The sequence below is a fragment of the Streptomyces sp. V4I2 genome (genome assembly GCF_030817655.1).
Classification (GTDB): domain Bacteria; phylum Actinomycetota; class Actinomycetes; order Streptomycetales; family Streptomycetaceae; genus Streptomyces; species Streptomyces plumbiresistens.
Genome location: NZ_JAUSZM010000003.1, coordinates 6,331,257 through 6,355,522 on the forward strand (window position 1 = coordinate 6,331,257; position 24,266 = coordinate 6,355,522).

At 70.3% G+C, this 24,266-nt stretch carries 21 protein-coding genes and 1 riboswitch; of the genes, 12 read left to right on the top strand and 9 right to left on the bottom strand.

Features of this window, described 5'->3' with window-relative positions; all coding sequences use genetic code 11:
* The first annotated feature begins 12 nt into the window (after positions 1-12).
* Positions 13-2,034, top strand: a complete 2,022-nt coding sequence (gene recQ / locus QFZ76_RS30055) for a DNA helicase RecQ (protein ID WP_307680170.1) — start codon at positions 13-15, stop codon at positions 2,032-2,034.
* Positions 2,035-2,162: 128 nt separating this feature from the next.
* Here recQ and QFZ76_RS30060 read toward each other — a convergent pair whose 3' ends face one another.
* The 3 genes from QFZ76_RS30060 to QFZ76_RS30070 form a co-directional block, all read right to left on the bottom strand.
* Positions 2,163-3,101 (bottom strand): M56 family metallopeptidase, encoded by a 939-nt coding sequence (locus tag QFZ76_RS30060; protein WP_307676636.1) that lies wholly within the window; start codon positions 3,099-3,101, stop codon positions 2,163-2,165.
* 199 nt (positions 3,102-3,300) lie between these two features.
* Positions 3,301-4,524 carry a fumarylacetoacetase gene (fahA, locus tag QFZ76_RS30065; protein WP_307676637.1) on the bottom strand — a complete coding sequence of 408 codons (1,224 nt, stop codon included), beginning with the start codon at positions 4,522-4,524 and terminating at the stop codon, positions 3,301-3,303.
* 127 nt (positions 4,525-4,651) lie between these two features.
* Positions 4,652-5,005, bottom strand: a complete 354-nt coding sequence (locus tag QFZ76_RS30070; protein ID WP_307676638.1) for a hypothetical protein — start codon at positions 5,003-5,005, stop codon at positions 4,652-4,654.
* 219 nt (positions 5,006-5,224) lie between these two features.
* On the opposite strand from QFZ76_RS30070, the gene QFZ76_RS30075 reads away from it, so the two are divergent.
* A complete protein-coding gene (locus QFZ76_RS30075; RefSeq protein WP_307676639.1) occupies positions 5,225-5,686 on the top strand; it encodes a carboxymuconolactone decarboxylase family protein in 462 nt (153 codons plus the stop codon).
* Between the two features lie 6 nt (positions 5,687-5,692).
* Here QFZ76_RS30075 and QFZ76_RS30080 read toward each other — a convergent pair whose 3' ends face one another.
* The 3 genes from QFZ76_RS30080 to QFZ76_RS30090 form a co-directional block, all read right to left on the bottom strand.
* Positions 5,693-6,103, bottom strand: coding sequence for a hypothetical protein (locus tag QFZ76_RS30080; RefSeq protein WP_307676640.1), 411 nt, complete (start codon positions 6,101-6,103; stop codon positions 5,693-5,695).
* A 183-nt stretch (positions 6,104-6,286) separates the two neighbouring features.
* Positions 6,287-7,423 (bottom strand): arabinogalactan endo-1,4-beta-galactosidase, encoded by a 1,137-nt coding sequence (locus QFZ76_RS30085; RefSeq protein WP_307676641.1) that lies wholly within the window; start codon positions 7,421-7,423, stop codon positions 6,287-6,289.
* 58 nt (positions 7,424-7,481) lie between these two features.
* The gene (locus QFZ76_RS30090; protein ID WP_307676642.1) at positions 7,482-9,482 is read right to left on the bottom strand and encodes a beta-galactosidase; all 2,001 of its coding nucleotides are present in this window, start codon (positions 9,480-9,482) and stop codon (positions 7,482-7,484) included.
* Positions 9,483-9,819: 337 nt separating this feature from the next.
* Between QFZ76_RS30090 and QFZ76_RS30095 the strand changes: the two genes are divergently transcribed.
* The 5 genes from QFZ76_RS30095 (at position 9,820) to QFZ76_RS30115 (ending at position 15,013) form a co-directional block, all read left to right on the top strand.
* A complete protein-coding gene (locus QFZ76_RS30095; protein ID WP_307676643.1) occupies positions 9,820-11,151 on the top strand; it encodes an ABC transporter substrate-binding protein in 1,332 nt (443 codons plus the stop codon).
* Positions 11,148-12,149, top strand: coding sequence for a carbohydrate ABC transporter permease (locus QFZ76_RS30100; protein WP_307676644.1), 1,002 nt, complete (start codon positions 11,148-11,150; stop codon positions 12,147-12,149). The genes QFZ76_RS30095 and QFZ76_RS30100 overlap by 4 nt, the downstream gene beginning before the upstream one ends.
* Positions 12,146-13,033: a carbohydrate ABC transporter permease gene (locus QFZ76_RS30105; RefSeq protein WP_307676645.1), complete on the top strand. Its 888-nt coding sequence runs from the start codon at positions 12,146-12,148 to the stop codon at positions 13,031-13,033. The genes QFZ76_RS30100 and QFZ76_RS30105 overlap by 4 nt, the downstream gene beginning before the upstream one ends.
* A 35-nt stretch (positions 13,034-13,068) precedes the next feature.
* Positions 13,069-14,097 carry a LacI family DNA-binding transcriptional regulator gene (locus QFZ76_RS30110; protein WP_307676646.1) on the top strand — a complete coding sequence of 343 codons (1,029 nt, stop codon included), beginning with the start codon at positions 13,069-13,071 and terminating at the stop codon, positions 14,095-14,097.
* 103 nt (positions 14,098-14,200) lie between these two features.
* Entirely contained in the window at positions 14,201-15,013 is an 813-nt protein-coding gene (locus QFZ76_RS30115) for an HAD family hydrolase (protein ID WP_307676647.1), read from the top strand.
* Between the two features lie 6 nt (positions 15,014-15,019).
* On the opposite strand, the gene QFZ76_RS30120 is transcribed toward QFZ76_RS30115, so the two are convergent.
* The 3 genes from QFZ76_RS30120 to QFZ76_RS30130 all read right to left on the bottom strand — a co-directional run bounded on the left by QFZ76_RS30120 (position 15,020) and on the right by QFZ76_RS30130 (position 18,431).
* Positions 15,020-15,769 carry a LysM peptidoglycan-binding domain-containing protein gene (locus tag QFZ76_RS30120; protein ID WP_307676648.1) on the bottom strand — a complete coding sequence of 250 codons (750 nt, stop codon included), beginning with the start codon at positions 15,767-15,769 and terminating at the stop codon, positions 15,020-15,022.
* A 5-nt stretch (positions 15,770-15,774) separates the two neighbouring features.
* Positions 15,775-15,943: riboswitch (cyclic di-AMP (ydaO/yuaA leader) on the bottom strand.
* Between the two features lie 286 nt (positions 15,944-16,229).
* Positions 16,230-18,260 carry a CocE/NonD family hydrolase gene (locus QFZ76_RS30125; protein WP_307676649.1) on the bottom strand — a complete coding sequence of 677 codons (2,031 nt, stop codon included), beginning with the start codon at positions 18,258-18,260 and terminating at the stop codon, positions 16,230-16,232.
* A gap of 18 nt (positions 18,261-18,278) precedes the next feature.
* The gene (locus tag QFZ76_RS30130; RefSeq protein WP_307676650.1) at positions 18,279-18,431 is read right to left on the bottom strand and encodes a hypothetical protein; all 153 of its coding nucleotides are present in this window, start codon (positions 18,429-18,431) and stop codon (positions 18,279-18,281) included.
* A 206-nt stretch (positions 18,432-18,637) separates the two neighbouring features.
* On the opposite strand from QFZ76_RS30130, the gene QFZ76_RS30135 reads away from it, so the two are divergent.
* From QFZ76_RS30135 to QFZ76_RS30155, 5 genes are all read left to right on the top strand, one after another.
* Positions 18,638-19,648 (top strand): polyprenyl synthetase family protein, encoded by a 1,011-nt coding sequence (locus QFZ76_RS30135; RefSeq protein ID WP_307676651.1) that lies wholly within the window; start codon positions 18,638-18,640, stop codon positions 19,646-19,648.
* Positions 19,649-19,955: 307 nt separating this feature from the next.
* A complete protein-coding gene (locus tag QFZ76_RS30140; RefSeq protein WP_307676652.1) occupies positions 19,956-20,855 on the top strand; it encodes a CHRD domain-containing protein in 900 nt (299 codons plus the stop codon).
* Between the two features lie 249 nt (positions 20,856-21,104).
* The gene (locus QFZ76_RS30145; protein ID WP_307676653.1) at positions 21,105-22,346 is read left to right on the top strand and encodes a DUF2092 domain-containing protein; all 1,242 of its coding nucleotides are present in this window, start codon (positions 21,105-21,107) and stop codon (positions 22,344-22,346) included.
* Positions 22,347-22,356: 10 nt separating this feature from the next.
* A complete protein-coding gene (locus QFZ76_RS30150) occupies positions 22,357-23,340 on the top strand; it encodes an ABC transporter ATP-binding protein (protein WP_307676654.1) in 984 nt (327 codons plus the stop codon).
* The gene (locus tag QFZ76_RS30155; RefSeq protein ID WP_307676655.1) at positions 23,327-24,229 is read left to right on the top strand and encodes an ABC transporter permease; all 903 of its coding nucleotides are present in this window, start codon (positions 23,327-23,329) and stop codon (positions 24,227-24,229) included. Before QFZ76_RS30150 ends, QFZ76_RS30155 begins: the two co-directional genes overlap by 14 nt.
* The last annotated feature ends 37 nt before the right edge of the window (positions 24,230-24,266 follow it).

The following is a 24,266-nucleotide window of genomic DNA, read 5'->3' on the forward strand; positions in this document are numbered from 1 at the left end:
GGGGACACGGCAATGGGTGGGACGGGCGGGATCAGCGAGATGCCAGGCACGATCGACAGTGAGGCGCTGGCCACGCTGCACCGCGTCTTCGGGTACGGGGCCTTCCGCGGCGAGCAGGAAGCGGTCATCGAGCATGTGGTGGCCGGCGGCGACGCCGTGGTCCTCATGCCGACCGGCGGCGGCAAGTCGCTGTGCTACCAGATCCCATCCCTGGTCAGACCCGGTACGGGCATTGTGGTCTCGCCGCTCATCGCGCTGATGCAGGACCAGGTGGACGCGCTGCGGGCGCTCGGGGTGAACGCCGGGTTCATGAACTCCACGCAGGACTTCGACCAGCGGCGGGTGGTGGAGGCCGAGTACCTGGCCGGCGAGCTGGACCTGCTGTATCTGGCACCGGAGCGGCTGCGCCTCGAGTCGACGCTGGATCTGCTCTCGCGGGGGAAGATCGCGGTCTTCGCCATCGACGAGGCGCACTGCGTGTCCCAGTGGGGCCACGACTTCCGCCCCGACTACCTGTCCCTGTCGCTGCTCGGCGAGCGCTGGCCGGACGTCCCGCGGATCGCCCTCACGGCGACGGCCACGGACGCCACGCACAAGGAGATCACCCAGCGGCTGAACATGCCGACGGCCCGCCATTTCGTGGCGAGCTTCGACCGGCCCAACATCCAGTACCGGATCGTGCCCAAGGCCGACCCCAAGAAGCAGCTGCTGGGCTTCCTGCGCGAGGAGCACGCGGGCGACGCGGGCATCGTGTACTGCCTCTCGCGCAAGTCCGTGGAGGCGACGGCCGAGTTCCTGTCCCGCAACGGCATCGAGGCGGTGCCGTACCACGCGGGCCTGGACTCGGGCACGCGCGCCGCCCACCAGTCCCGCTTCCTGCGGGAGGACGGCCTGATCGTGGTCGCGACCATCGCCTTCGGTATGGGCATCGACAAGCCGGACGTCCGCTTCGTCGCCCACCTCGACCTGCCCAAGTCGGTCGAGGGCTACTACCAGGAGACGGGCCGCGCCGGCCGCGACGGACTGCCGTCCACGGCATGGATGGCGTACGGGCTCAACGACGTCATACAGCAGCGCAAGATGATCCAGTCGAGCGAGGGCGACGAGGCGTTCCGGCGCCGGGCCGCCGCCCACCTGGACTCGATGCTGGCGCTGTGCGAGACGGCCCAGTGCCGGCGTGGGCAGCTCCTCGCCTACTTCGGCCAGGACCCCGACCCGGTGGGCTGCGGCAACTGCGACACGTGTCTGACGCCGCCGGAGACCTGGGACGGCACGGTCGCGGCCCAGAAGGTGCTGTCGACGGTGGTGCGGCTGCAGCGGGAACGCGGACAGAAGTTCGGCGCGGTGCAGATCGTCGACATCCTGATGGGGAAGCGCACGGCCAAGGTCATCCAGTTCGACCACGACCAGCTGTCCGTGTTCGGTATCGGCGAGGAGCTCTCCGAAGGGGAATGGCGGGGCGTCGTACGGCAGTTGCTGGCGCAGGGGCTGCTCGCGGTCGAGGGGGACTACGGCACGTTGGTGCTGACCGAGGCGAGCGGGGCGGTGCTGCGGCGGGAGCGGGAGGTGCCGCTGCGCAAGGAGCCGAAGAAGGCGGTGACCTCGCGGTCGGCGGCGGGTTCGGGGTCTTCGGGCTCCGGGCGAGGCGAGCGCAAGGCCAAGGCGGCGGTGGCCGAGCTGCCCGAGGCGTTGGTGCCGGCGTTCGAGGCGTTGCGGGCTTGGCGGGCCGAGCAGGCTCGTGAGCAGGGCGTTCCGGCGTACGTCATCTTCCATGACGCGACGCTTCGGGAGATCGTCACGGTGTGGCCCACGTCCGTCGCACAGCTGGGCGAGGTCGGTGGGGTCGGCGAGAAGAAGCTGATGACGTATGGGGAGGGCGTGATCGGGGTGCTCGCCGGATTGGGCGGTGCTCCCGGGGGTGCGGCGCCGGGGCCCGAGGGGGACGCGGGGCCGAGTGGGGACGCGGGGCCGAGTGCGGATGACTGGCCGGAGATGGATGCGGAGCCGGGGCCGGACGAGGACTGGATGCAGTAGGGGCGTCGGCTGGTTCGGTGCCTGGTGACTGGTGCCCAGTCCCCAGTGTTGCGGCCGGGCGGGGGCGGGTCGCCCAGCCCGGCGCTGGCCGGGTGCCCGCAGGCTGACGGGGTCGAATGCGTTCGTCGTTACGACAGTGCCGTCAGGCCCGGGGCGAAGGCGATCAGCAGGGGGAGCAGGGGGGTCAGGGCTGCCACCGTCGTCGTGAGGGCTCGGTGGCGGGGGCCGAGGCGGGGCTGGGGTTCCAGGAGGCGGTCCACTCGTTCGCCGAGGAGGCGGTGGGTGGAGGCGCAGGAGAGGACGCCTCGGTGTTGGTTCAGCTCGATGAGGGCCAGGGCCGTGGTCAGGTGACCGCAGCGGCGGGAGGCCGTGTCGTCGGCGGAGAGTTCCACCAGACGGTGGGTCTGGTCGCAGAAGTGGGCGAAGAGCGGGATACGGGGGAAGCCGGTGGCAAGGGCCGTGGAGAGGTGGAGCAGCCAGTCGTGGCGGGCGCGGGCGTGGCCGCGTTCGTGGGTGAGGACCGCGTCCAGCTGGTGGTCGGTGAGGCGGTGCAGGGCGCCGGTCGTGACGATCAGCTGGGGCGGGTTGCCGGGCATCCACCAGGCGTCCGGATACTCGTCCTCCAGGACGAGGAGGGGGCCGCGTGCGGGGGGCAGGCCGGCCGGCAGGTCGGGGGCGCGTTCGCGCAGGTGGGCGCGGGCCTGGCCGCGGCGACGGCGGGCCTCGACGAGCTCGCGGGCGAGCATCGCGGTCGTCCAGGCGGCCCCGCAGGCCAGCAGCAGGGTGAGGGTGGCGGCCCAGGGCGGCGCGGCGGAGAGGTCGTACGCCGCGGTCACGGCCGGCGGCGCGGGTGCGAAGACATGGTGGCGGACGGTGTGGAAGACCGCCGCGGTGCTCAGCACAAGGGCCGCCAGACAGCACAGCAGGACGGTGGCGACCAGGCACTGCCACACCCACAGCGCGACCACGGGGTCCCGTTCGGGCCACGCGGCCCGGGTCAGCGCACGGGGAACCGGCACGGCGGCCGCCAGGGCGACGGCGCTCAGCAGGAGCAGGCAGACGGTCATGCCACGGGCTCCGGATCCTGATCGGAAGAAACGGCTGCTATGGGTGCACAGTGCGAAGAGCGCAAAGGGCAAGCACCGTACGGGCTGTACGGGCGACGACGGTGTCGTCCTCACACGCCACGCCGCCCGTCGCCAGTATGACGGCGGCGGGCGGCGTACGGCAGGTGTCGGGAGTGGTTCAGTGGGGTGCGGGGTGGGATCAGGGGCGGGATACGGACGGCACCACCCGGCCGGTGACCTCCCCCAGACCTACCCGGACGCCGTCCGGACCGGGGGCCCAGGCCGACAGAGTCACCACGTCGCCGTCCTCGAGGAACGTCTGCTTGCCGGCGGGGAGTTCGAGGGCGTCGCGGCCGTTCCAGGTCAGTTCCAGCAGCGATCCCCGTTCCCGCTCGGAAGGGCCGCTCACCGTCCCGGAGCCGTACAGGTCGCCGGTGCGCAGGGAGGCGCCGTTGACGGTCATGTGGGCCAGCTGCTGGGCGGCCGTCCAGTACATGGTGGAGAAGGGGGGCTCGGAGACGACGTGGCCGTTGACGGCGACCGAGATGCGCAGGTCGTAGCCGCCGGGTTCGTCGTCGGTGTCGTCCAGGTACGGCAGCAGCGGGTGCGTCCGCTCCGGGGGCGTCACCAGCGCCGACTCCAGGGCGTCCAGCGGCGTGATCCACGCCGACACGGAGGTGGCGAAGGACTTGCCGAGGAACGGGCCGAGCGGGACGTACTCCCAGGCCTGGATGTCGCGAGCGGACCAGTCGTTCAACAGGCACAGCCCGAAGACGTGCTCGCGGAAGTCGGCGAGTGCGACCTGCTCGCCCATCCGGGAGGGCGTCCCGACCACGAAGCCGACCTCGGCCTCGATGTCCAGGCGGACCGAGGGCCCGAAGACGGGCGCCGGGTCGGAAGCGGCCTTTCGCTGCCCCGACGGGCGTACGACGTCCGTGCCGGACACCACTACCGTGCCGGAGCGGCCGTGGTAGCCGATCGGCAGGTGCTTCCAGTTGGGGGTCAGGGAGTCGGCGGCGTCCGGGCGGAACATCCGGCCGACGTTCCGGGCGTGGTTCTCGGAGGCGTAGAAGTCGACGTAGTCCGCCACCTCGAAGGGGAGGTGCAGGGTCACGGCGGACAGGGGGTGGAACAGCGGCTCGATGATCTCGCGGTGCGACGGCACCGTCACCCATCCCGTCAGCGCGCGTCGTACGTCCGACCAGGCGGTGCGGCCCGCGGCGAGCAGTGGGTTCAGGGAGGGGCGCGCGAGGAGGGAGACGTACGGGGAGCCGAGGGCCGCGGCCGCCGCGCCCGCGTCCAGCACGTGGTCGCCGAGACGGACACCCACCCGGCGATCGTCGGATCCGGGGAGCGAGAACACGCCGTACGGGAGGTTGTGCGGGCCGAAGGGGTCGCCCTCGGGGACATCGAAGGGGGGCATGGGTGCTGCCTCACTCTCGTGCGTACCGTGCGTTCGATGTGGTCGCGCCACACGCTGTCGGGCCACACGTTACGGCTGAGTTGCCTGTTCTGGGCAGGCCGCACCCCTGGCGCACCCCTTGCGCAGGTCACGGCCCCTCGGGCGCCCGCTGCCAGGTCAGGAAGTCCGCGATCAACTCCGGTGGGTTGGCCGCCTCGGTGGCCTCGATCTCCCAGCCGGGGCAGTCCAGGTCGAAGACCACGACGGGCAGGCGGCGGCCGAAGAGCTTCTCGATACGGCCGTCCGCGTGGAGACGCCGGGCGAGGTCGATGCAGGCGTCGGCGAAGTGGAGGTTGAGCAGGTCGCGTTGGGCGTCGATCCCGTCGTCGTCCCCTATGAGCGGCAGATCCTCGTCCTCGCCCTCGTACCAGAGGCCGAGCCGCTTGATCTCGTCGACGTACAGTTCGGCACCCGTCAGGTCCTGAGGGATGTTGCCCAGCATCTCGAAGCCGTCGAGGAGCCGGCAGGCGTAGATCTCGGGCCGCAGGGCCTCGGGGAAGCGGTCCAGGATGCCGGCGGGGCCTCCCGCAGATGCGTCTGGAAAACGCTCGGCGATTCCTCCGGCCTACCTGTCACAACCGCTGCCTCCGACCCGTCAGTGCAGTGAGACCGAGAACAAGAACGAGCACGAGCACGATCACACTGACACAGGAGGCACACCATGCAGGCACGGATGACGAACCCGGCGTACGTCCTTCCCGGCGCCATGAAGGGCATCGGCACCATGTTCCAGGCGATCGGCGAGTCCGGACTGTCGCAGGAGGTGGCGGAGATCGTCGCGCTGCGCGCCAGCCAGATCAACGGCTGCGGCGCCTGCGTCCACGGCCATGTGCACAACCTGCGCAAGGCCGGGACGAGCGAGGAGCGCATCGCGTCCGTCGCCGCCTGGCGCGAGGCGCCCTATTTCTCCGACGCCGAACGGGCGGCGCTCCAGCTGACCGAGTCGGTCACCCGCCTCGCCGACCGTTCCCACGAGTCGGTGCCGGACGCGCTGTGGGACGAGGTCGCCGACCACTTCGACGAGAAGGAACTGTCGGCGATCATCCTCACCATCGCCCTCACCAACCTGTTCAACCGCATCAACACCACCATCAAGGAGCCGGCCGGCACGACCTGGGGATGACCGACGTCACGAGGTGCAGACGTCCTTCAGTTCGTCGGCTGCCGCGTCGATCTTGCTGGTGTCCGGGTTCGTGTCGCCGTCCAGGATGGCCTTGTTGTAGTCCTTGATCGCCTGGTTCAGGTCGTCGGCGGCCTTGTCGACCTTGTTGTCGTCGGTGTCGTCGTTGATCTTGTCGAGGTTCTTCTCGATCGTGTCGATCGACTCGTCCGTGCGCGAGGGGTCCTTCGCCACGTCCCAGCCGGCCTCGTGGATCTCCTTGAGGCTGTCGGAGATCGTGTCGGCGTTGGACAGGCAGCCCAGCGAGTTGTCGAAGTCGTCGGGGTCGCAGGCGGTGGCGAGCCCGACGGTCAGGACGACTCCGGCCACGGCGGTGGCGAGGGTGGTGATACGGCGGTGGCGCGGACGGTTCGCGGACATGGGGCTGGTCCTTTCGTAGAGGATCTCTGCCCCTTACGATCCCGTCGCCCGCCCGCCGCCACGAGGGAACGGCCACCCGTATCCGTGGTGTAGTCCGCTACACCGGTCCCTGCCGGTCCCCGCCGTTCCCCGCCCCTGACAGGCCCCGCGGCCCGCCCTACGACCGGTAGCGACCCAGGGTCCTCAGCCCCGGTAGCGCCCCAGCGTCCTCAGCCCCGGCAGTGCCCGGTCCTCGAAGTCGAACAGCGCGAGGTTCTCCCACGCGTTGCCGGAGGTCGGGTCCTCGGGGTTCCAGCCGCTGCCGGCGCGGTAGGTCCACACGCCTTCCCAGTAGCAGTAGCCGAGCCCCTGCCCGCCGGGGACGGCGGCCGCGAGGTCGGCCACCGCGCGCAGCCAGGCCGCCTGGCCCGCGGGCGTGGCGGGGTAGCCGGGCGTGAGCTGCGAGGGGTCGTTCATGATGTCGTTGATGTCGTCCTCGCTCTCCAGCGTGAACGGGTACGCCGTCTCGGCGATCACGCACGGCTTGCCGTAACGGGCCGTGATGTCGGCCATGTTGGCGGCGGCCTGCTCCACCGACCCGTGCCAGAAGGGGTAGTAGGAGAGCCCGATGATGTCGAAGTCGACGCCGTAGGAGACCGCGTTGTCGAACCACCACCGGTACAGCCCGTTGTCGCCGCCGTTGGCCAGGTGGAGGATCGTGCGGATGCGCGGCTGGGTGTCGCGGGCGGCGCTGAGGCCGGCCTTGAGGAAGGCGGCGAGGTTGTCCCAGTGCTCCCAGTTGCCGTCGGGCCAGAGCATGCCGCCGTTCAGCTCGTTGCCGATCTGCACCAGCTCGGCCGGGGTGCCCTGCCGGCGCAGTGCGCCGAGGACGTCGGCGGTGTGGTCGTAGACGGCCCTGCTCAGGCCTGCCACGTCCAGGTCGGCCCAGGCGGCCGGCTTGGTCTGGTGCGCCGGGTCCGCCCAGGTGTCGGAGTAGTGGAAGTCGACCCAGATGCCGATGCCGGCTCGCTTCAGGCGCCGGGCCAGCGGGAGGACGCGGGCCTTGTTGTTGTAGCCGTCGGCCGGGTTGACCCACACCTTGAGGCGGGCGTGGGTGACGCCCGAGTCGGCGAGGATGCGCACCGGGTCCTGGCGGCGGCCGTCGGCCGTGCGGAACACGGCGCCGTGGTCCTCGTTCTTCGGCAGCGAGGAGATGTCGACGCCGCGGATCTCCAGACGGCGACGATCCCCGGCCGTCGAGGCGACGGCGGGCGCCGCGCCCAGCACGGGGATCGCCAGTGCGGCGGCTCCGGCGGCGGTCAGAACACTGCGTCTGCGCATGTCAGGGTCCCTTCAAGGTACAGGTCACAAGGGGAAGAGAAGATTCAGGAGAGCGAGCTCAGCGGGGCTCGCGAAACACCTCGACGGCTCCGGCCGGCACGGCGGCCCGGCTCCCGTCCGCCAGCACCACCTTCACGTCGGCACCGCTGTGGTTGATGGCGAACCGGAAGGAGCCCGACTCGCCCTCCCGTACGACGAGTTCGACGTCCCGGGGCAGATCGACGGGCGTGATGCCCGCGTCCGCGAGGGCGAGGTCCACCACCGCCGCCAGATCGCCACCGGTCAGCCGGGTGGCCAGATACCAGGCGGCCCCGTCGCCGAGCGCGCGCCGGGTGAGCGCCGGCCGTCCCGCCGTACGCCCGTCGGCGAAGACGGCCACGGTCTCGCAGCCGTCGCCGGGGACGACGTACTCGGACCACACATCGGCCTCGAACACCTCCCCGGCCGTTGTCCGTACGGCGATCCGCTCGCCCGGCAGCAACGGGTCGAACTCCTCGACGGTCAGCCCGAGTACGTCCCGCAGCGCCCCCGGATACGCCCCGGGGTGCACGGCGTCGTGTTCGTCGACGATGCCGGAGAAGTAGGAGACCAGGAGGGTGCCGCCGCGCGCGACGTACCGCTCCAGGTCGGCGGCGACCGAGGCGGGTGCCGAGTACAGCTGGGGGACGACGAGCAGCGGGTACCGCGAGGGATCGACCTCGCCCAACCCGGCCGGCGCGAAGAAGTCCACGGTCAGATGCCGGTCGTACAGGGCCTCGTAGAACGCGTCCAGCCGCTCCCGGGCGTCCAGGGCCTCGCTCGGCCGCCACTCCAGTCCCTGGGCCCACCAGGAGTCCCAGGACCAGACCATGGCCACGTCGGCGCGGGTGCGGGTACCCCGGAGATCCGCCAGGTCCGCGATCCGGCGGCCCAGATCAGTGACCTCCCGCCACACACGCGTCCCCGTCCCGCCGTGCGGCAGCATCGACGAGTGGAACTTCTCAGCGCCGCTGCGGGACTGCCGCCACTGGAAGAACAGCGCGCCCTCGGAGCCGCGGGCGACGTGCCCGAGGGAGTTGCGGGCCATCTGGCCCGGCTCCTTGGCGGGGTTGTGCGCTTGCCAGTTGACGCCCGACGGGGAGTGTTCGAGCAGCAGCCAGGGGCCGCCGCCCGCGACCGAGCGGGTGAGGTCGGCGGCGAGGGCGAGATTGACGTGGGTGCGGCGGCCGTCGGTGATCAGGTAGTGGTCGTTGGTGACGAGGTCGACCTCGCCCGCCCAGGCCCAGTAGTCGATGGAGGCGCACTGGCTGGGCGCGACCATGAAGTTGGTGGTCACGGGCACGCCGGGGGACAGTCGGTGCAGGATGTCCCGCTCGGCGACGAAGTTGGCGCGGGCCTGGCCGTCCGCGAACCGCTGGAAGTCCAGCTGCTGGGCCGGGTTGCCCACCGTGGGTGTGGCCCGGGGCACGCCGATCTCCTCCCAGTCGCCGTAGAGCTGGCCCCAGAAGGCGGTGCCCCAGGCCTGGTTGAGGGCGCCGAGGGTGCCGTAGCGGTCCTGGAGCCAGGCCCGGAAGGCGTCGGCGCAGGTGTCGCAGAAGCAGCTGAGCACGGGTGCGCCGTACTCGTTGTGCACGTGCCACATCGCTACGGCCGGATGACGGCCGTAGCGCTCGCCGATCCGTGAGGTGATCGAAGCGGCAGCCGCCCGGTAGTCCGGGTTGGAGTGGCAGATCGCCCCGCGTGATCCGAACGCCAGCCGCACGCCCTCCCGGGTCACTGGCAGCGCCTCCGGATGGGCGCGGTAGAACCAGGCGGGCGGTACGACGGTCGGTGTCGCCAGGTCCACGCATATCCCGGCCTCGTCGAGCATGCCGATGATGTGGTCGAGCCACTCGAAGTCGTACTCGCCGGGCCGGGGCTCGATCCTCGACCACGCGAAGATGCCGAGCGAGACCATGGTGACGCCGGCCTCACGCATCAGCCGTACGTCCTCCTCCCACACCTCCTGCGGCCACTGCTCGGGGTTGTAGTCGCCCCCGAAGGCGAGTGGCAGGCGGTCGTGCGGGGCGGCGGAGGGCATGCGGTGACTCCCAGGATCGAGGACGGGGATCGAGGACGGGGATCGAGGACGGGATCGAGGACGAGGATCGGGCACAGGAATCGGCAGAGGTGACGCCCTGTTTCTGTGATCGTGCACAGTACCGATGAGCGCTGACATCGGCGGGCAACAAGTAGGTAACCCCAGGCACCCGCCATTGACAAGGGGCCGAAACAATTCTCTACTGTGCACGATCACAGAGCCGCGCGGCCCTCGCGCACAGCCCCTCGGTCACGTGTCGCAGCTCCTCCCCCCACGGCGGTCGCCGCGAACGCGAGACGTTCCGAGGTGGGCTCGTTCTCAGTCAGGGGAGATGTAGATGTCGATCAACCGCCGCCAGATCAGCAGGCGCAGCATTCTCGCCGGGGCCGCCGCCCTCGGCCTCACCAGCACCCTCGCCGCCTGCGGCGGTTCCGACGACGAAGACTCCGGAGAGAGCAGCGGGCCGGTCAAGCTGACCTACTGGTCGTGGGCGCCGAACATGGAGAAGGTCGCCGCGATCTGGAACAAGAAGAACCCGGACATCACGGTCACCGTGTCGAAGCAGGGCAGCGGCGCCGAGATCCTCACCAAGGTGATCACGGCGAAGAAGGCGGGCAACGCGCCCGACCTGATCCAGGCCGAGTACCAGTCGCTGCCGACCCTGGTCTCCAACGACGTCCTCGCCGACATCTCGAAGTACGTCGGTGACGCGAAGGGCGAGTTCGCCGCGGGCCTGTGGGACATGGTCACCCTCGGCACCGACGCGGTTTACGGCGTCCCGCAGGACTCCGGGCCGCTGATGTTCTACTACCGCGAGGACCTCTTCAAGGAGCACGGCCTGTCCGTGCCGAAGACCTGGACGGAGTTCGCCGAGACCGCGCGCGCCGCCAAGAAGGCCCTCCCGGACGCCTACTTGACCACCTTCTCCTCCAACGACCCGGGTCTGTTCGCGGGCCTCACCCAGCAGGCCGGCGCCAAGTGGTGGACGGTCGACGGCGACGGCAAGTGGACGGTCGGCATCGACGACGCGGCCAGCCAGAAGGTCGCCGAGTTCTGGGGCGGCCTGGTCCAGGAGGGCGTCATCGACAACCAGCCGATGTACACGCCGGCCTGGAACAACGCCCTGAACACGGGCACCCACATCGGCTGGGTCTCCGCCGTGTGGGCGCCCGGTGTGCTGGTCTCCGCCGCCCCCAAGACCGAGGGCAAGTGGCGGATGGCCCCGCTGCCGCAGTGGAAGGCCGGCGACAACGTCACCGGCAGCTGGGGCGGTTCCTCCACCGGTGTCTCCACGGACTCCAAGAACGCCGAGGCCGCGGCGAAGTTCGCGCACTGGATCAACACCGACCCTCAGGCGCTGGCCGCCCTGGTCAAGGAGGTCGGCATCTACCCGGCGGCCACGAGTGGCCAGTCCGGCGACGTCCTCACCACGCCCGCGTTCTTCCCGAACCAGAAGGACTTCTACACCACGGCCGCGGAGATAGCCGCCACCACGGCCACCGCCGCCTGGGGCCCGAACGTGCAGACCGCCTACACCGCCTTCAACGACGGTTTCGGCAAGGCCACCAAGGCGAAGAAGGAGGCCCAGTTCACCTCTGCGCTCAGCACCATGCAGTCGAAGACCTTCGACGACATGAAGGAGCAGGGCTTCGAGGTGACCGAGGCATGACCAGCGCTCCGCTCAAGGGCTCCGACCGCGTCACGGTCGGGCCCTTGGCGGACGGCACCGGCACCGCCAAGTCCGTCCGCCCCAGCCGCCCCCGCCGCCGTGGCCGAGGCCGCAGCGCACCGTACTGGTTCCTGACGCCGACCCTGGTCCTGTTCGCCGCCTTCACCGTCGTCCCCATCGGGTACGCGATCTGGCTCAGCCTGCACAAGGTCCAGGTCAAGGGCATCGGACTCGGCAAGGGCGCCCGCGAACAGGTCTGGAACGGCTTCGGCAACTACACCGACGTGCTCCACGACTCCGAGTTCGGCCACAGCGTGCTGCGCGCCTTCGGCTACGGCCTCATCGTCATCCCGACGATGCTCGGCCTGGCGCTGCTGTTCGCGCTGATGCTCGACACCCCGAAGGCGCGCAGCGCGCCCTTCACACGGCTGATGATCTTCCTGCCGTACGCGGTGCCCGGCATCATCGCCGCCCTCATGTGGGGCTTCCTGTACCTCCCGGCCGTCAGCCCCTTCTACTACCTGCTGGACAAGTTCGGGCTGCCGCAGCCGGACCTGTTCGACGGCGGCAACCTGTACCTCTCCTTCGCGAACATCGCGGTCTGGGGCGGCACCGGCTTCAACATGATCGTCATCTACACCGCACTCCGGGCGATCCCGCCGGACATCTACGAGGCGGCGCGGATCGACGGCGCGTCCAATTTCAAGATCGCGCTGAGGATCAAGATCCCGATCGTGATGCCCTCCCTGGTGCTCACGTTCTTCTTCTCGGTGATCGCCACCCTCCAGGTCTTCACCGAGCCCATGGCGCTCAAGCCGCTGACCAACAGCCTTCCCTCCACCTGGAGTCCGCTGATGGCCATCTACGACAGCGCCTTCCTGAAGTCCGACATCTACGGCGCCTCCGCCACCGCGGTGGTCCTGGCCCTGGCCACCTACCTCGTCTCCTTCACCCTGCTGCGCGTCTCCGACCGCTACACCCGGGAGGACCGGGCATGACCCCCCTCACCCTCACCGCCGACACCACCGGCAAACCCCCGGTCAAAAGCCGTGCGCGGCGCACGGCCTGGGTCCCCACCCTCGTGCTGCTCCTCGGCGCGCTGTACTGCCTGGTCCCCATCGCCTGGGTGGTGATGGCGGCGACCAAGGACCGGTCGGAGCTGTTCTCCACCTTCACCTTCGCGCCCGGCACCGGCTTCTTCGACAACCTGAGCGAGCTGAACGCCTACCGGGACGGCATCTACTGGACGTGGATGGGCAACTCCGCCCTCTACGCGGGCTTCGGCGCCCTGCTGTCCGCCGCGGTCTCGGCCGGCGGCGGCTATGCGCTGGGCCGGTTCGCCTTCCGGGGGCGGGAGTTCATCTTCAAGCTGATCCTGGCCGGCGTCCTGGTGCCGAGCATCGTGCTGACCGTCCCGCAGTACCTGCTGCTGTCGAAGATGGGCATGGCCGACTCGTACTGGTCGATGCTGCTGCCGTCCATCCTCTCCCCGTACGGCGTCTACCTGGTCCGCATCTACGCGGCCGCCGCGGTGCCCGCCGAGCTCCTGGAGGCCGCCCGCATGGACGGCGCGAGCGAGTGGCGGATCTTCTCGCGGATCGCCGTACCGATGATGATGCCGGGCCTGATCACGGTGTTCCTCTTCCAGTTCGTCGCCATCTGGAACAACTTCCTGCTGCCGTACGTGATGCTGGCCGACGACACCAAGTTCCCGCTCACCCTCGGGCTCTACACGCTGCTCGCGCAGGGCGCCTCGCAGCCCGCTCTCTACACCCTGGTCATCACCGGATGTCTGCTGGCGATCATTCCGCTGATCGCGCTCTTCCTGGTGATCCAGCGGTTCTGGTCCCTGGACCTGCTGAGCGGCTCGGTCAAGGCCTGAGGCATCCGCCGACCCCACCGTCACGAACGAGGAACATGACCACCAGCGCCAACGGACGCCGCCGACCGCCCACCATCCACGACGTGGCGCGGGAGGCCGGCGTGTCACGGGGCACCGTCTCCCGCTTCCTGAACGGCGGCCACTACGTCTCCCCGGCCGCCCGCCGGGCCGTCGAGGCCGCCATCAGGAAGACCGGGTACGTGGTCAACCGGCATGCCCGCAGCCTGAGCACCGGACGCTCGGACTCGGTGGCCTTCCTGCTGACCGAGCCGCAGGAGAAGTTCTTCGAGGACCCCAACTTCAACGTACTGCTGCGGGGTTGCACCGAGCGCCTCGCGCAGCACGACATCCCGCTGCTGCTCATGCTGGCGGCGAGCGACGACGACCGGCGTCGGCTGACCCGGTACATCACCTCGGGCCACGTCGACGGCGTGCTGCTGGTCTCCAGCCACAGCGGAGACCCGGTCGCCGCCGAACTGCGCGACGCCGGCATCCCGTTGGTGGCCTGCGGCAAGCCGCTCGGTCTGGGCTCCAAGGTCAGCTACGTGGCGGCCGCCGACCGCGACGGCGCCCAGGAGATGGTCCGCCACCTCCTCGCCGGCGGCCGCCGCCGCATCGGCATGATCACCGGCCCGCTGGACACCCCGGGCGGCACCGACCGCCTGGCCGGCTACCGCGACGTGCTCGCCGAGGCGGGCCTGCCCTACGACCCGGCGCTGGTGGTGGAGGGCGACTACCGCCGCACCGGCGGCGAGCAGGCCGCCCGTCGGCTGCTGGCGCAGGCCCCCGACATCGACGCGGTGTTCGTCGCCTCCGACCTCATGGCCGCCGGAGTCGTCAACGCCCTGCACCAGTCCGGCCGTTCGGTCCCCGATGACATCGCTGTCGGAGGCTTCGACGACTCGGCCGCGGCCACCGCCGTCACCCCGGCCCTCACCACCATGCGCCAGCCCTACGACCGCATCAGCGCCGAGATGGTCCGCATGCTGCTCGCGCAGATCGCGGGGGAGGACACGGCGGGAGTGATCCTCCCCACGGAACTGGTGGTACGGGACTCCGCGTGACCGCGCCAACTGCCCTAACCGGAGCACGTGTCAACGCATGTGAAGGCTGGAGCCGTCCGGTTCGCGTCGAGTCGATGCGGCGTTCCATCCGTATTCTCTGATCATGGCCGCACCCACCGCATATTCGCTCATCGCCACCGACCTGGACGGCACGCTGCTCCGAGGCGACGACACGCTGTCCGACCGGTCGCTCGCCGCGCTCGCGCGGGTGGCGGCGGCCGGGGCCCGGCATCTGGTGGTGACCGGCCGCCCGGCGCCCAGAGTGCGGCCGCTCCTCGACGACCTGGGCAGCACGGGGCTCGCGGTGTGCGGGCAGGGCGCGCAGGTGTACGACGCCGGCGCGGACCGTCTGCTGTGGTCGGTCACCCTGGACCGGGAGCTGGCCGAGACCGCGCTCGGCAAGATCGAGGCCGAGATCGGCCAGGTGTACGCGGCCGTCGACCAGGACGGCGTCGACGGGCTCACCCTCATCGAGCCGGGGTATCTGATGCCGCACCCGACCCTGCCCGCCGTCCGGGTCGGGCGGCGCGACGACCTGTGGCGCGAGCCCATCAGCAAGGTGCTGCTGCGCCATCCCGACCTGTCCGACGACGAGTTGGCGGCGACGGCGCGTTCCGTGGTGGGTTCCCTCGCCACGGTCACCATGTCGGGACCCGGCACCGTCGAACTCCAGCCATGCGGCATCACCAAGGCGACGGGCCTCGCCCTGGCCGCCGACCATCTCGGGCTCGGCCCCGAACACACCATCGCCTTCGGGGACATGCCCAACGACATCCCCATGTTCGACTGGGCCGGCCACGGCGTCGCCATGGCCAACGCCCACCCCGAACTCAAGTGCGTGGCCGACGAGATCACCTCGTCGAACGAGGACGACGGCATCGCCGTCGTCCTCGAAAGACTGTTTCCGCAGCGGTAGTCAGGCTCAGTACGCCCCGAAGACGTTGTCGATCGAGCCGTACCGCGCGGCCGCGTAGTTGCAGGCGGCGGTGATGTTCGCGACCGGGTCGTACGGGTCCCACGACGTGCCGTCGACGTGGTACGCCTGGAAGGTCGGGTCGATGGTCTGGAGCAGGCCCTTGGAGGGGGTGCCCGCGGCGGCGTTGGAGTCCCAGTTGTTGATGGCCTGGGGGTTGCCGGAGGACTCGCGGATGATGTTGCGGTAGATCCCGTCGTACGAGCCCGGGATGCCCTTCTGCGCCATGATGTCCATCGCCTCGCGGATCCAGCCGTCGAGGTTGTCCGCGTACGTCTTGGCGGAGGCCTGGGTGGCCTTGGCGACGGACTGGGCGGACTTCTTGGCGGACGTCGAGGCCTTGTCGGCCGTCGTGCCGGACTTCTTCGCCGTCTTGACCGTCAGCTTGACATCCGGGTGGATCAGCCGGGGGTTGTCGCCGACGGCCTTGCGGTTGTCCTTGTAGAGCTGGCGCCAGCCGCCGGGAGTGTCGTACTTGTCCGCGATGCCGTAGAGCGAGTCGCCCTTGACCGTGGTGTACGTGACGGACTTGACCTGTGCTGCGGCCGGCGCGGAGGCGGGGGCCTTGGCCGGCTGCGCGGCGCTCGCGGTGGTCGCGCCCAGGAGCGGGAGGGCGAGGGCGGCGACGCCTGTTCCGGCGGTGACGACGCCTCGGGTGAGCGGGTTGGTGCGGGTACGACGGTGCTTGCCTGCGGGCATGGCGCTGTTCCTCTCCGGCGCCTACGAGGTGAGCTGTCGGGTTCGGACGGGAGCTGCCCGGCCGCACCGCCGTGAGGCGGCGCGACTTAACCCCTAGCCGTACCGGCGTGATGTCCGGTGCGGCGCTTACCTGGGTCCCCCGCTCCTGCCGTGCGGTGTTGGTCGATGAGTGTTCTGTGGGCGGCGGCAGGATTAGGCGTCCGCCCGACAGGCCCGGAACGTATGCGAGAGCACATGGCCGAAACAAGTGGCTGATTCACACTTCAGGGCTATGACCTTGGTCTGAGGCATTTGGGGCGCTTGATCCTTTGCGGTTGCCAAGTCTCAACTGGCGCGAAAGGCAAGGCGAAACGCGGGCGTGCGGAGGCGTGGCCCCCAAGTGGCCCCAACCGGCCGCAAGTGACCCAACTCACGGGTTAGCACAAGGATGGCTAAAACGGGCAATAGGCCCAACTCATAGTCAACCGGCCGTCCGTGGAATCCGCTTCTCCCACGTCCGGTGGAAGACGACCTCGTCGCCGTCCGTACAAATCACCTCGTTTGAGGTGGAAAAGTCCGTTCCGTCACAGCTGATCTCCGACCGGGTGCGGACCGTCGCCCGCCAGGCGAGCTCCGGCCGGTGCAGCTCGACCGTCCAGTCCGAGCGGGCCCGGGCCGACAGGGGGTCCGACTCGTTGATCGTGTACGTCTCCAGCGCGCCCTCGGTGAACTCCAGACCGTCGGGATACACGCGGGTGCCGCCGATGGGGGTCCCCCCGCTCGAGCGAAGCCGAGAGTGGGGGAGCGGATCGACCTCCAGCCGCCACTCGCCCTTGGCCACATCGCGTACGACCAGCCGCTCGGGGCGCGGTTCGTCGAGCGTGACGGGGACGTTGACGCCGAGCGGCTCGGACTGCTCCGGTTCCTCGAAGGCGATGCCGGAGGCGGATTCCCTTGTGCGCACCGGGAGTTCGAGGAAGCTGCCCTCCGGGTCCAGGGTGAAGCCGGCCGCCGAGTCGGGCTGCGGCCAGATCCACGGCCAGTACGCGGAGGAGACGGCCAGCCGGACGAGATGACCGGCCGGGAACGCGTGCCCGATGCCGTTCAGCTCGAACTCCACGTCCTCGGTGACGCCCGGCTCCCACGGCACCGCCCGATCCCGCCCTTGCCGCGCCGACAGGTTCAGTACGCCCCGGGTGACCAGCGTCGAGGCGCCGTCCGGGGCGACGTCGCACACCCGGGCGATCACCTGGCCGCGCGGCACCTCGCAGGTCAGCCTGAGCCGCACCCTCGGCCGCCCCAACACCCAGGTCTCCTCGTCGGCTTGGAACTCGAAGCACACCGACCTCGCGTCCTCCTCCCGCTGGTCGGGCGGCAGGTCGGCGTCGTTGCCCAGAGGGAGGAAGCGGCCGGCGTCGACACCCGTATGCTGCGGGGAGCGGACCAGGAGAGGGGCGCCCTCGAGGGCGTGCGAGACCATCGAGACGTTGGGGGAGGGCCAGGCGGGCTCGCCGACCCAGCGGCCGGGCAGGGTGTCGTAGACCGTGGCCGGGGGGTGGGAGTCGCTGACGTAGGCACGGAGCAGCGGCTCGCGCATCGCGCCCGATTCGACCCCTTTCAGCCAGTGGTCCCACCAGCGCAGGGTCTCCTGGAGGAAGCCGATCGCCGGGCCGGGCGGCAGACCGCGGTCGGGGTACTGGTGGGACCAGGGACCGATCAGGCCGCGGACGCGGTCGGCGGGCAGGTGCTCGACGAGGCGGAGGACGGTGTCGCGGTACGGGTCGTGCCAGCCGCCGACCGCGAGGACGGCGGCGTCGATCGCGCCGTAGTCCTCGCGGACGCTTTCGTGCTGCCAGTAGCGGTCGCGGGTCTGGTGGTCGAGCCAGGTGTGGACGAGGGGGGTGACCTCCTCCAGGCGCTTGAGCCACATGTCCCGCCAGGCCTCGCCGACGTACCGCGGATCCGGCGGGCGGGAGACGAGGGCCAGCAGGGTGGCCGCCCAGGCGTGCATGTCCACCCCGAGGACGGAACCTCCCAGGTAGTGCACGTCGTTGTCATAGCGGTCGTCGGTGGAGCAGACGGTGACGACCGCCTTGAGCGGCTCGGGTGCGAGGGCCGCGATCCGGAGGGAGTCGAAGCCGCCCCAGGAGATGCCGAACATGCCGACCTTGCCGTCGCACCAGGGCTGGGCCGCGAGCCATCGGACGACCTCGACGCCGTCCGCCAGCTCGGTGGCCGAGTACGCGTCGCCCGGCATGCCCTGACTGTTGCCGTGTCCGCGCACGTCCACTCGTACGGAGGCATACCCGTGGCCCGCGTACCAGGGATGGCGTTGCCAGTCGCGGGGCGCGGTCCAGTCGGTCAGGCGGTACGGCAGGTATTCGAGGATCGCGGGTACTGGTTCGTCCGTGAGGGGGCGCCACACGCGCGCGTAGAGGAGCGTCCCGTCCGGGAGCGGGATGCGGAGGTCCTCGTGGGTCGTCTCGTAGGGGAAGGACGTACGGATGTGCATGAGCGTGACCCCGTGAGTTCAGTGGACCGGGTGCGTGGTGTCCGGGGCGAGGGCGAATGCGGCCGCGTGTGTGCGTCCGGTCAGGTGACGGCCGTCCGTCACGCACAGGACCGGGCCGATCTCCGGAGGCGGCCGGCTTCCGGGCTCGGTATCGACGGTGGTTCGCGACACGCTCCACCACTTCCATGTAAATCGGCAGATATCCATTCTTTTCAAGTGATCAAAAACATACCCGTCGTGATCCGATACCGCCCGGGCTGCACGGGCGGGCGCTATCGGTGATCGAAACGTGACCGGATACGCTGACTTGAGTGATGGCAGCGACCTATCGACAAACCGTGTAATCGCCAGTAGACACAGCAGACAGGAGATCCCTCGTGACCGTCGTCGGGCCGTTCGGGCTGAGCGTGCGGGACCAGGCTCTGGAAGCCGATGTCCAGGCCGGATTGGCGGCTGTCGAGGAGGGACTGCTCGAAGCCACCAAGAGCGAGGTTCCCTTCATCACGGAGGCCGCCCAGCATCTGGTGCGGGCGGGCGGAAAGCGGTTCCGGCCGCTGCTGGTGATGCTGTCCGCCCAGTTCGGCGACCGTTACGCGCCGGGGATCGTGCCGTCGGCGGTGGTGGTGGAGCTGACCCACCTGGCGACGCTGTACCACGACGACGTGATGGACGAGGCCGAGGTGCGGCGCGGGGTCGCCAGTGCGAACGCCCGCTGGGGCAACTCGGTCGCGGTCCTCACCGGCGACTTCCTGTTCGCGCGCGCCTCGCACATCCTGGCCGACCTCGGGCCAGAGGCGGTCCGGGTCCAGTCGGAGGCGTTCGAGCGGCTGGTGACCGGGCAGATCCTGGAAACCGCCGGTCCCACCGACGGCCGCGACCCGGTCGAGCACTACCTCGACGTCCTCGGCGGCAAGACGGGATCGCTGGTGGCGGTGGCGTGCCGCTTCGGGGCGATGATGTCCGGCGCCGACGAGACGGTCGTCGACGTGCTGACCCAGTACGGCGAGCGGCTCGGCGTCGCCTTCCAACTGGCGGACGACGTCCTGGACATCGCCTCCGACTCCCACGAGTCCGGGAAGACCCCGGGGACGGATCTGCGCGAGGGCATCCCGACCCTGCCGGTCCTGCGGCTGCGGGAGCGGGCGGCCCGGCTGGGGCTGGCCGAGGACATCGCCCTGTGCGAACTCCTGGACTCCGACCTGACCGACGACGCCCTGCACGCGAAGGCGCTGGAGGGCCTGCGGGCGCATCCCGCGCTGGAGCACGCGCGGCGTGACACGGTGCGGTACGCGAAGGACGCCCGGGCGGCGTTGGCTCCGCTACGGGAGTGCGACGCGAAGGCGGCCCTGATGGAACTGTGCGACGCGGTGGTACACCGGGCGGGCTGATTCCGCCCCCGCCGCCCCTACCCGTCCCATCATCCAGGGGCGCTGCCCCTTCGACCCCGCCAGGGGGCTCCGCCCCCTGGACCCCCGAGCCTTCGCCCACCCACCACCCGACTCGGTCGGACGAGAAGTGACCCTCTACCTTCACCTCTCGACCCACCGAGTCGGGTGGTGGGTGGGCGAAGGCCGGGGGTCTGGGGGCGGAGCCCCCAGAGACGCGCACCCCCACACACCCGCAGAGCAGAGTGACACAGGTCACACCCCTGGCCCGAGTCCACACTGACATCAGCCCGTATATCTGCCCATGCGCATGAAAGCGATCGTCATCGCCGTCGCCGTGGCCGCCGGCGGCCACGCCGCCACAGCGACCCCCGCCTCCGCCTCCGCCTCCACCGCCGGAGGCGACGGCACCGTCCTCGCCGCCAGCCTCCGAGGTGCCAGCGAGGTACCGGCCGAAGGCGACAAGGACGGCACCGCGCTCCAGTTCGTCAAGGTCGACGGCGACAAGGTCTCCGTCGCCGTCAAGTGGCGCGGCACCGACAAGCCGACCGCCCTCCACATCCACCAGGGCGCCAAGGGCACCAACGGCGCCATCAAGGTGGACTTCACCGACCTCCTGAAGCGCGGCGGCAAGGCCCGTACCGTCACCGGAACCGTCAAGGTCAAGGACCCGGCCCTGCTCGACGCCCTCAAGACCGACCCCAACTCCTTCTACGCCAACCTGCACACCGCCGAGTTCCCCGGCGGAGCCGTCCGCGGCCAGTTCCACAAGGTCACCGTCGCCGCCTTCGACTTCCGCGACGCCCTCGACAACTTCCAGGCGTCCGTCCTCAAGGGCGAGCAGATCTACGAGTGCAAGCCGGTCGAGGCCGGCGGGTACGCCTTCGCCCAGCGGGACGTCAGCGCCGTGCTCGGCACCGGCATCGCGCACTCCTTCGTGGCGCCCAACTCCGGTACGCCGCAGTGGATCGCGCCCGACCGCAGCGCGGTCACCGGGGCTGTCATCTCCCGGACTCCCAACGGCGCCGGCAACATCCCCGAGCTGGACATCAAGGCCACCCAGTCCGGCAAGCACCACGGCCTGTTCGCCGGCACCGTGGAGATCCTGCGGCTGAACACCGTCGGCGGAGTCGCCCCGGCCGGCTCCTGCACGGCGGGCACGATCGTCGGCGTGCCGTACCAGGCGGACTACGTGTTCCTGCGCGGCTGAGCAACCGACCACCCGACGGCGGCGTCTGCACCCCGACCCCTACGGGTCGGGGGAGGCGCCGCCTCCGCGTGTCATACCCCAGGTGTACGCGGAGTTGAGCCCGCGGGCTGACGAATCATCGCGGCGGATTTGGTCAGATGGACATCAGAGAAAAACACCACTCCTCACCGATTCGGGTGAGAATGGCGGCTACGGGGTTGACGTACGGGAGTTGGACCAGCCGCCGCCGACGACGGAGGTAAGGCACACATGGCACCGATCGAAACCGACGACAGCACGACCGCCGCGGAGGTCGACGACCTGCGCGCGGCGCGGCGACGCAAGGCCGCTCGGTACGTCGTCCCGGTCGCGGTGATAGGGGTGGCGGCGGCGACCATCGGGCTCGTTCCCGCGCTCGCCGACTCCGGCGACCCCGACCTGCCGAAGGTCAGCGCACAGGAACTCATCGAGAAGATCGCCGCGTCGGACGTGGAGCAGCTGTCCGGCACAGTGAAGATCAGCACGGATCTCGGACTGCCCGACCTCGGCGGTCTGGAGAGCAGCCTGACCTCCGGCGCCATGGACTCGGGCGACGGCGGCTCCTCCGCCGACCCGTCCGCCAAGCTCACCGAGCTGGCGACCGGCACGCACACCCTGCGGGTCGCGGCCGACGGCCCGGACAAGCAGAAGCTGTCGCTCCTGGAGAGCGGCTCCGAGTACAGCGTGATCCACGACGGCAAGGACGTCTGGGGCTACGACAGCAAGTCCAACGAGGTCTACCACTCGACCACCTCCGACAGCGGCTCCGACAGCGGCAAGGCCGAGAAGGGGCAGGACGTCCCGGCCACGCCGAAGGACATGGCCGAGGAGGCCCTGAAGGCGGTCGACGACACCACCTCCGTGACCGTCGACGGCACCGCGCAGGTCGCGGGCCGCGACGCCTACCGGCTCGTCATCAAGCCCAAGGCTTCCGGGTCCACGGTCGGTCAGATCACCGTGGCCGTCGACTCGAAGACCGGGCTGCCGCTGAAGTTCACGCTGACCCCGGCGAGCGGCGGCGCCGCCGTCATCGACGCCGGTTTCACCCAGGTCAGCTTCGCCAAGCCGGCCGCGTCCACGTTCGACTTCACGCCGCCCAAGGGCGCGAAGGTCACCGAGGGCGAGACCATCGAGAAGGGCGCGCACGGTGAGCACGGCGAGCACGACGGCTCGGCGAGCGGGAAGCCCGAGGAGGACCTCGGCAAGGGCCTCGACGGCCTCAAGGTCATCGGCGAGGGCTGGAACTCCGTCGCCACCTTCGACACCGGCGGCGAGGGCATGCCCTCCGGCTCCGAGGTCGGCGGCGACATGGGCGGCTTCCTCGACTCCCTCGGCGACAAGGTGACCGGCAAGTTCGGCTCGGGCACGGTCTTCTCGACCCGCCTGGTCAACGCGCTGATGACCGACGACGGCAAGGTCTACGTCGGTGCGGTCACCAAGGACGCCCTGGTCAAGGCCGCGAACGCCGGGTAGTAAGGCACCCATGAGCGAAACGCCGGCCACGGAGCCGGAACCGGGGCAGCAGAGCGCGGGTGACGGCGTCATCGTCACCCGCGCGCTCACCAAGCGCTACCGCGGCGGGCAGCTCGCCGTCGACGGTCTCGACCTGGCCGTTCCGGCGGGCAGCGTCTTCGGCTTCCTCGGTCCGAACGGCTCGGGCAAGACCACCACCATCCGCATGCTGATGGGCCTCATCGAGCCCACCTCGGGGTCGGCCCGCGTGCTGGGCCGGCCCATGCCGCGCTCGGCGCGCGCGGTGCTCCCGCACGTGGGCGCGCTCATCGAAGGGCCGGCGCTGTACGGCTTCCTCTCCGGCCGCGACAACCTGCTGCGCTACGACGCTGCCGACCCGACCGCCGACCCGCGCACCCGGCGCACCCGCGTCGCGGCGGCCCTGGACCGGGTCGGCCTCGCGGCGGCGGCGGGCAAGAAGGCGAAGGCGTACTCGCTCGGCATGAAGCAGCGGCTCGGCCTCGCCGCGGCGCTCCTCCAGCCGCGCAGGCTGCTCGTCCTCGACGAACCGACCAACGGACTCGACCCGCAGGGCATGCGCGAGATCCGTTCCCTGATCCGGGAGCTGGCCTCGGACGGCACCACGGTCTTCCTCTCCTCCCACCTCCTCGACGAGATCGAGCAGGTCTGCACGCACGCGGCGGTGATGGCCCAGGGCCGCCTGATCACCCAGGGCCCGGTGGCCGACCTGGCGGCGGGCACCCGCGGCCGGCTCGTCGTGACGACCCCGGACCCGGCGGACACGGCCCGGATACTGAAGGAGCAGGGCGCCGCCGACGTGGTCATCGCCGAGGACCGGGTGAGCGCCGAGCCGCCCCAGGACCGCGACCTCGCCGAGGTGAACGCCGCACTGGTGACGGCGGGCGTCCGGGTCCGCGGCTTCGGCGTCGAACGGGCCTCACTGGAGGACGCGTTCGTGGCGCTGACGGGGGAGGGCTTCGATGTCGCAGGCTGAGGCCGTACGTACGTCGACGGCGCAGGCTCAGGCTGTCCGTACGCCGAGCGTGCTGTGGACCTTCGGGTTGCTCCGCAACGAAATGTGGACCACCTTCCGCCGCTGGCGCACCCTCGCCCTCCTCGGCGTGCTGGCGGCCGTGCCGATCCTGGTCGGGATCGCCGTGAAGATAGAGACCGGCGACCGATCGGGCCCCGGCGGCGGAGGCGGCGGCGCAGGCCCGGCGTTCATCTCGCAGATCACCAACAACGGCCTGTTCCTCGTCTTCACCGCGCTCGCCGCGACGCTCCCCTTCTTCCTGCCGATGGCCATCGGCGTCATCGCGGGCGACTCGATCGCCGGCGAGGCCAACGCGGGCACCCTCCGCTACCTCCTGGTCGCCCCCGCCGGCCGCACCCGCCTGCTGCTCACCAAGTACGCGACGGTGCTGGCCTTCTGTCTGCTGGCCACTCTCGTGGTCGCCGTCTCGGCCCTCACGGTCGGGGCGCTGCTGTTCCCCCTGGGCGACCTGACGACCATCTCCGGCACGCAGATCAGTTTCGCCGAGGGCCTGGGCAGAGCGCTGCTGATCGCCCTGGCCGTCGCCGCGTCACTGGTGGGCATGGCGGCCCTGGGCCTGTTCGTCTCGACCCTCACCAGCAGCGGCATCGCGGCGATGGCGACCACGGTCGGCCTGCTCATCACCATCCAGATCCTCGACCAGATCCCCCAACTGCACGCGATCCAGCCGTACTTCTTCTCCCACTACTGGCTGTCCTTCGCCGATCTCATGCGCGAGCCCATCTACTGGGACGACTTGGTGAAGAACCTCGGCCTCCAGGCCCTGTACGCGGCGGTGTTCGGCTCGGCGGCCTGGGCGCGGTTCACGACGAAGGACATCGCGTCCTAGCGGTCACGCGGTCTCGTACGGTCACGCGGTCTCGTAC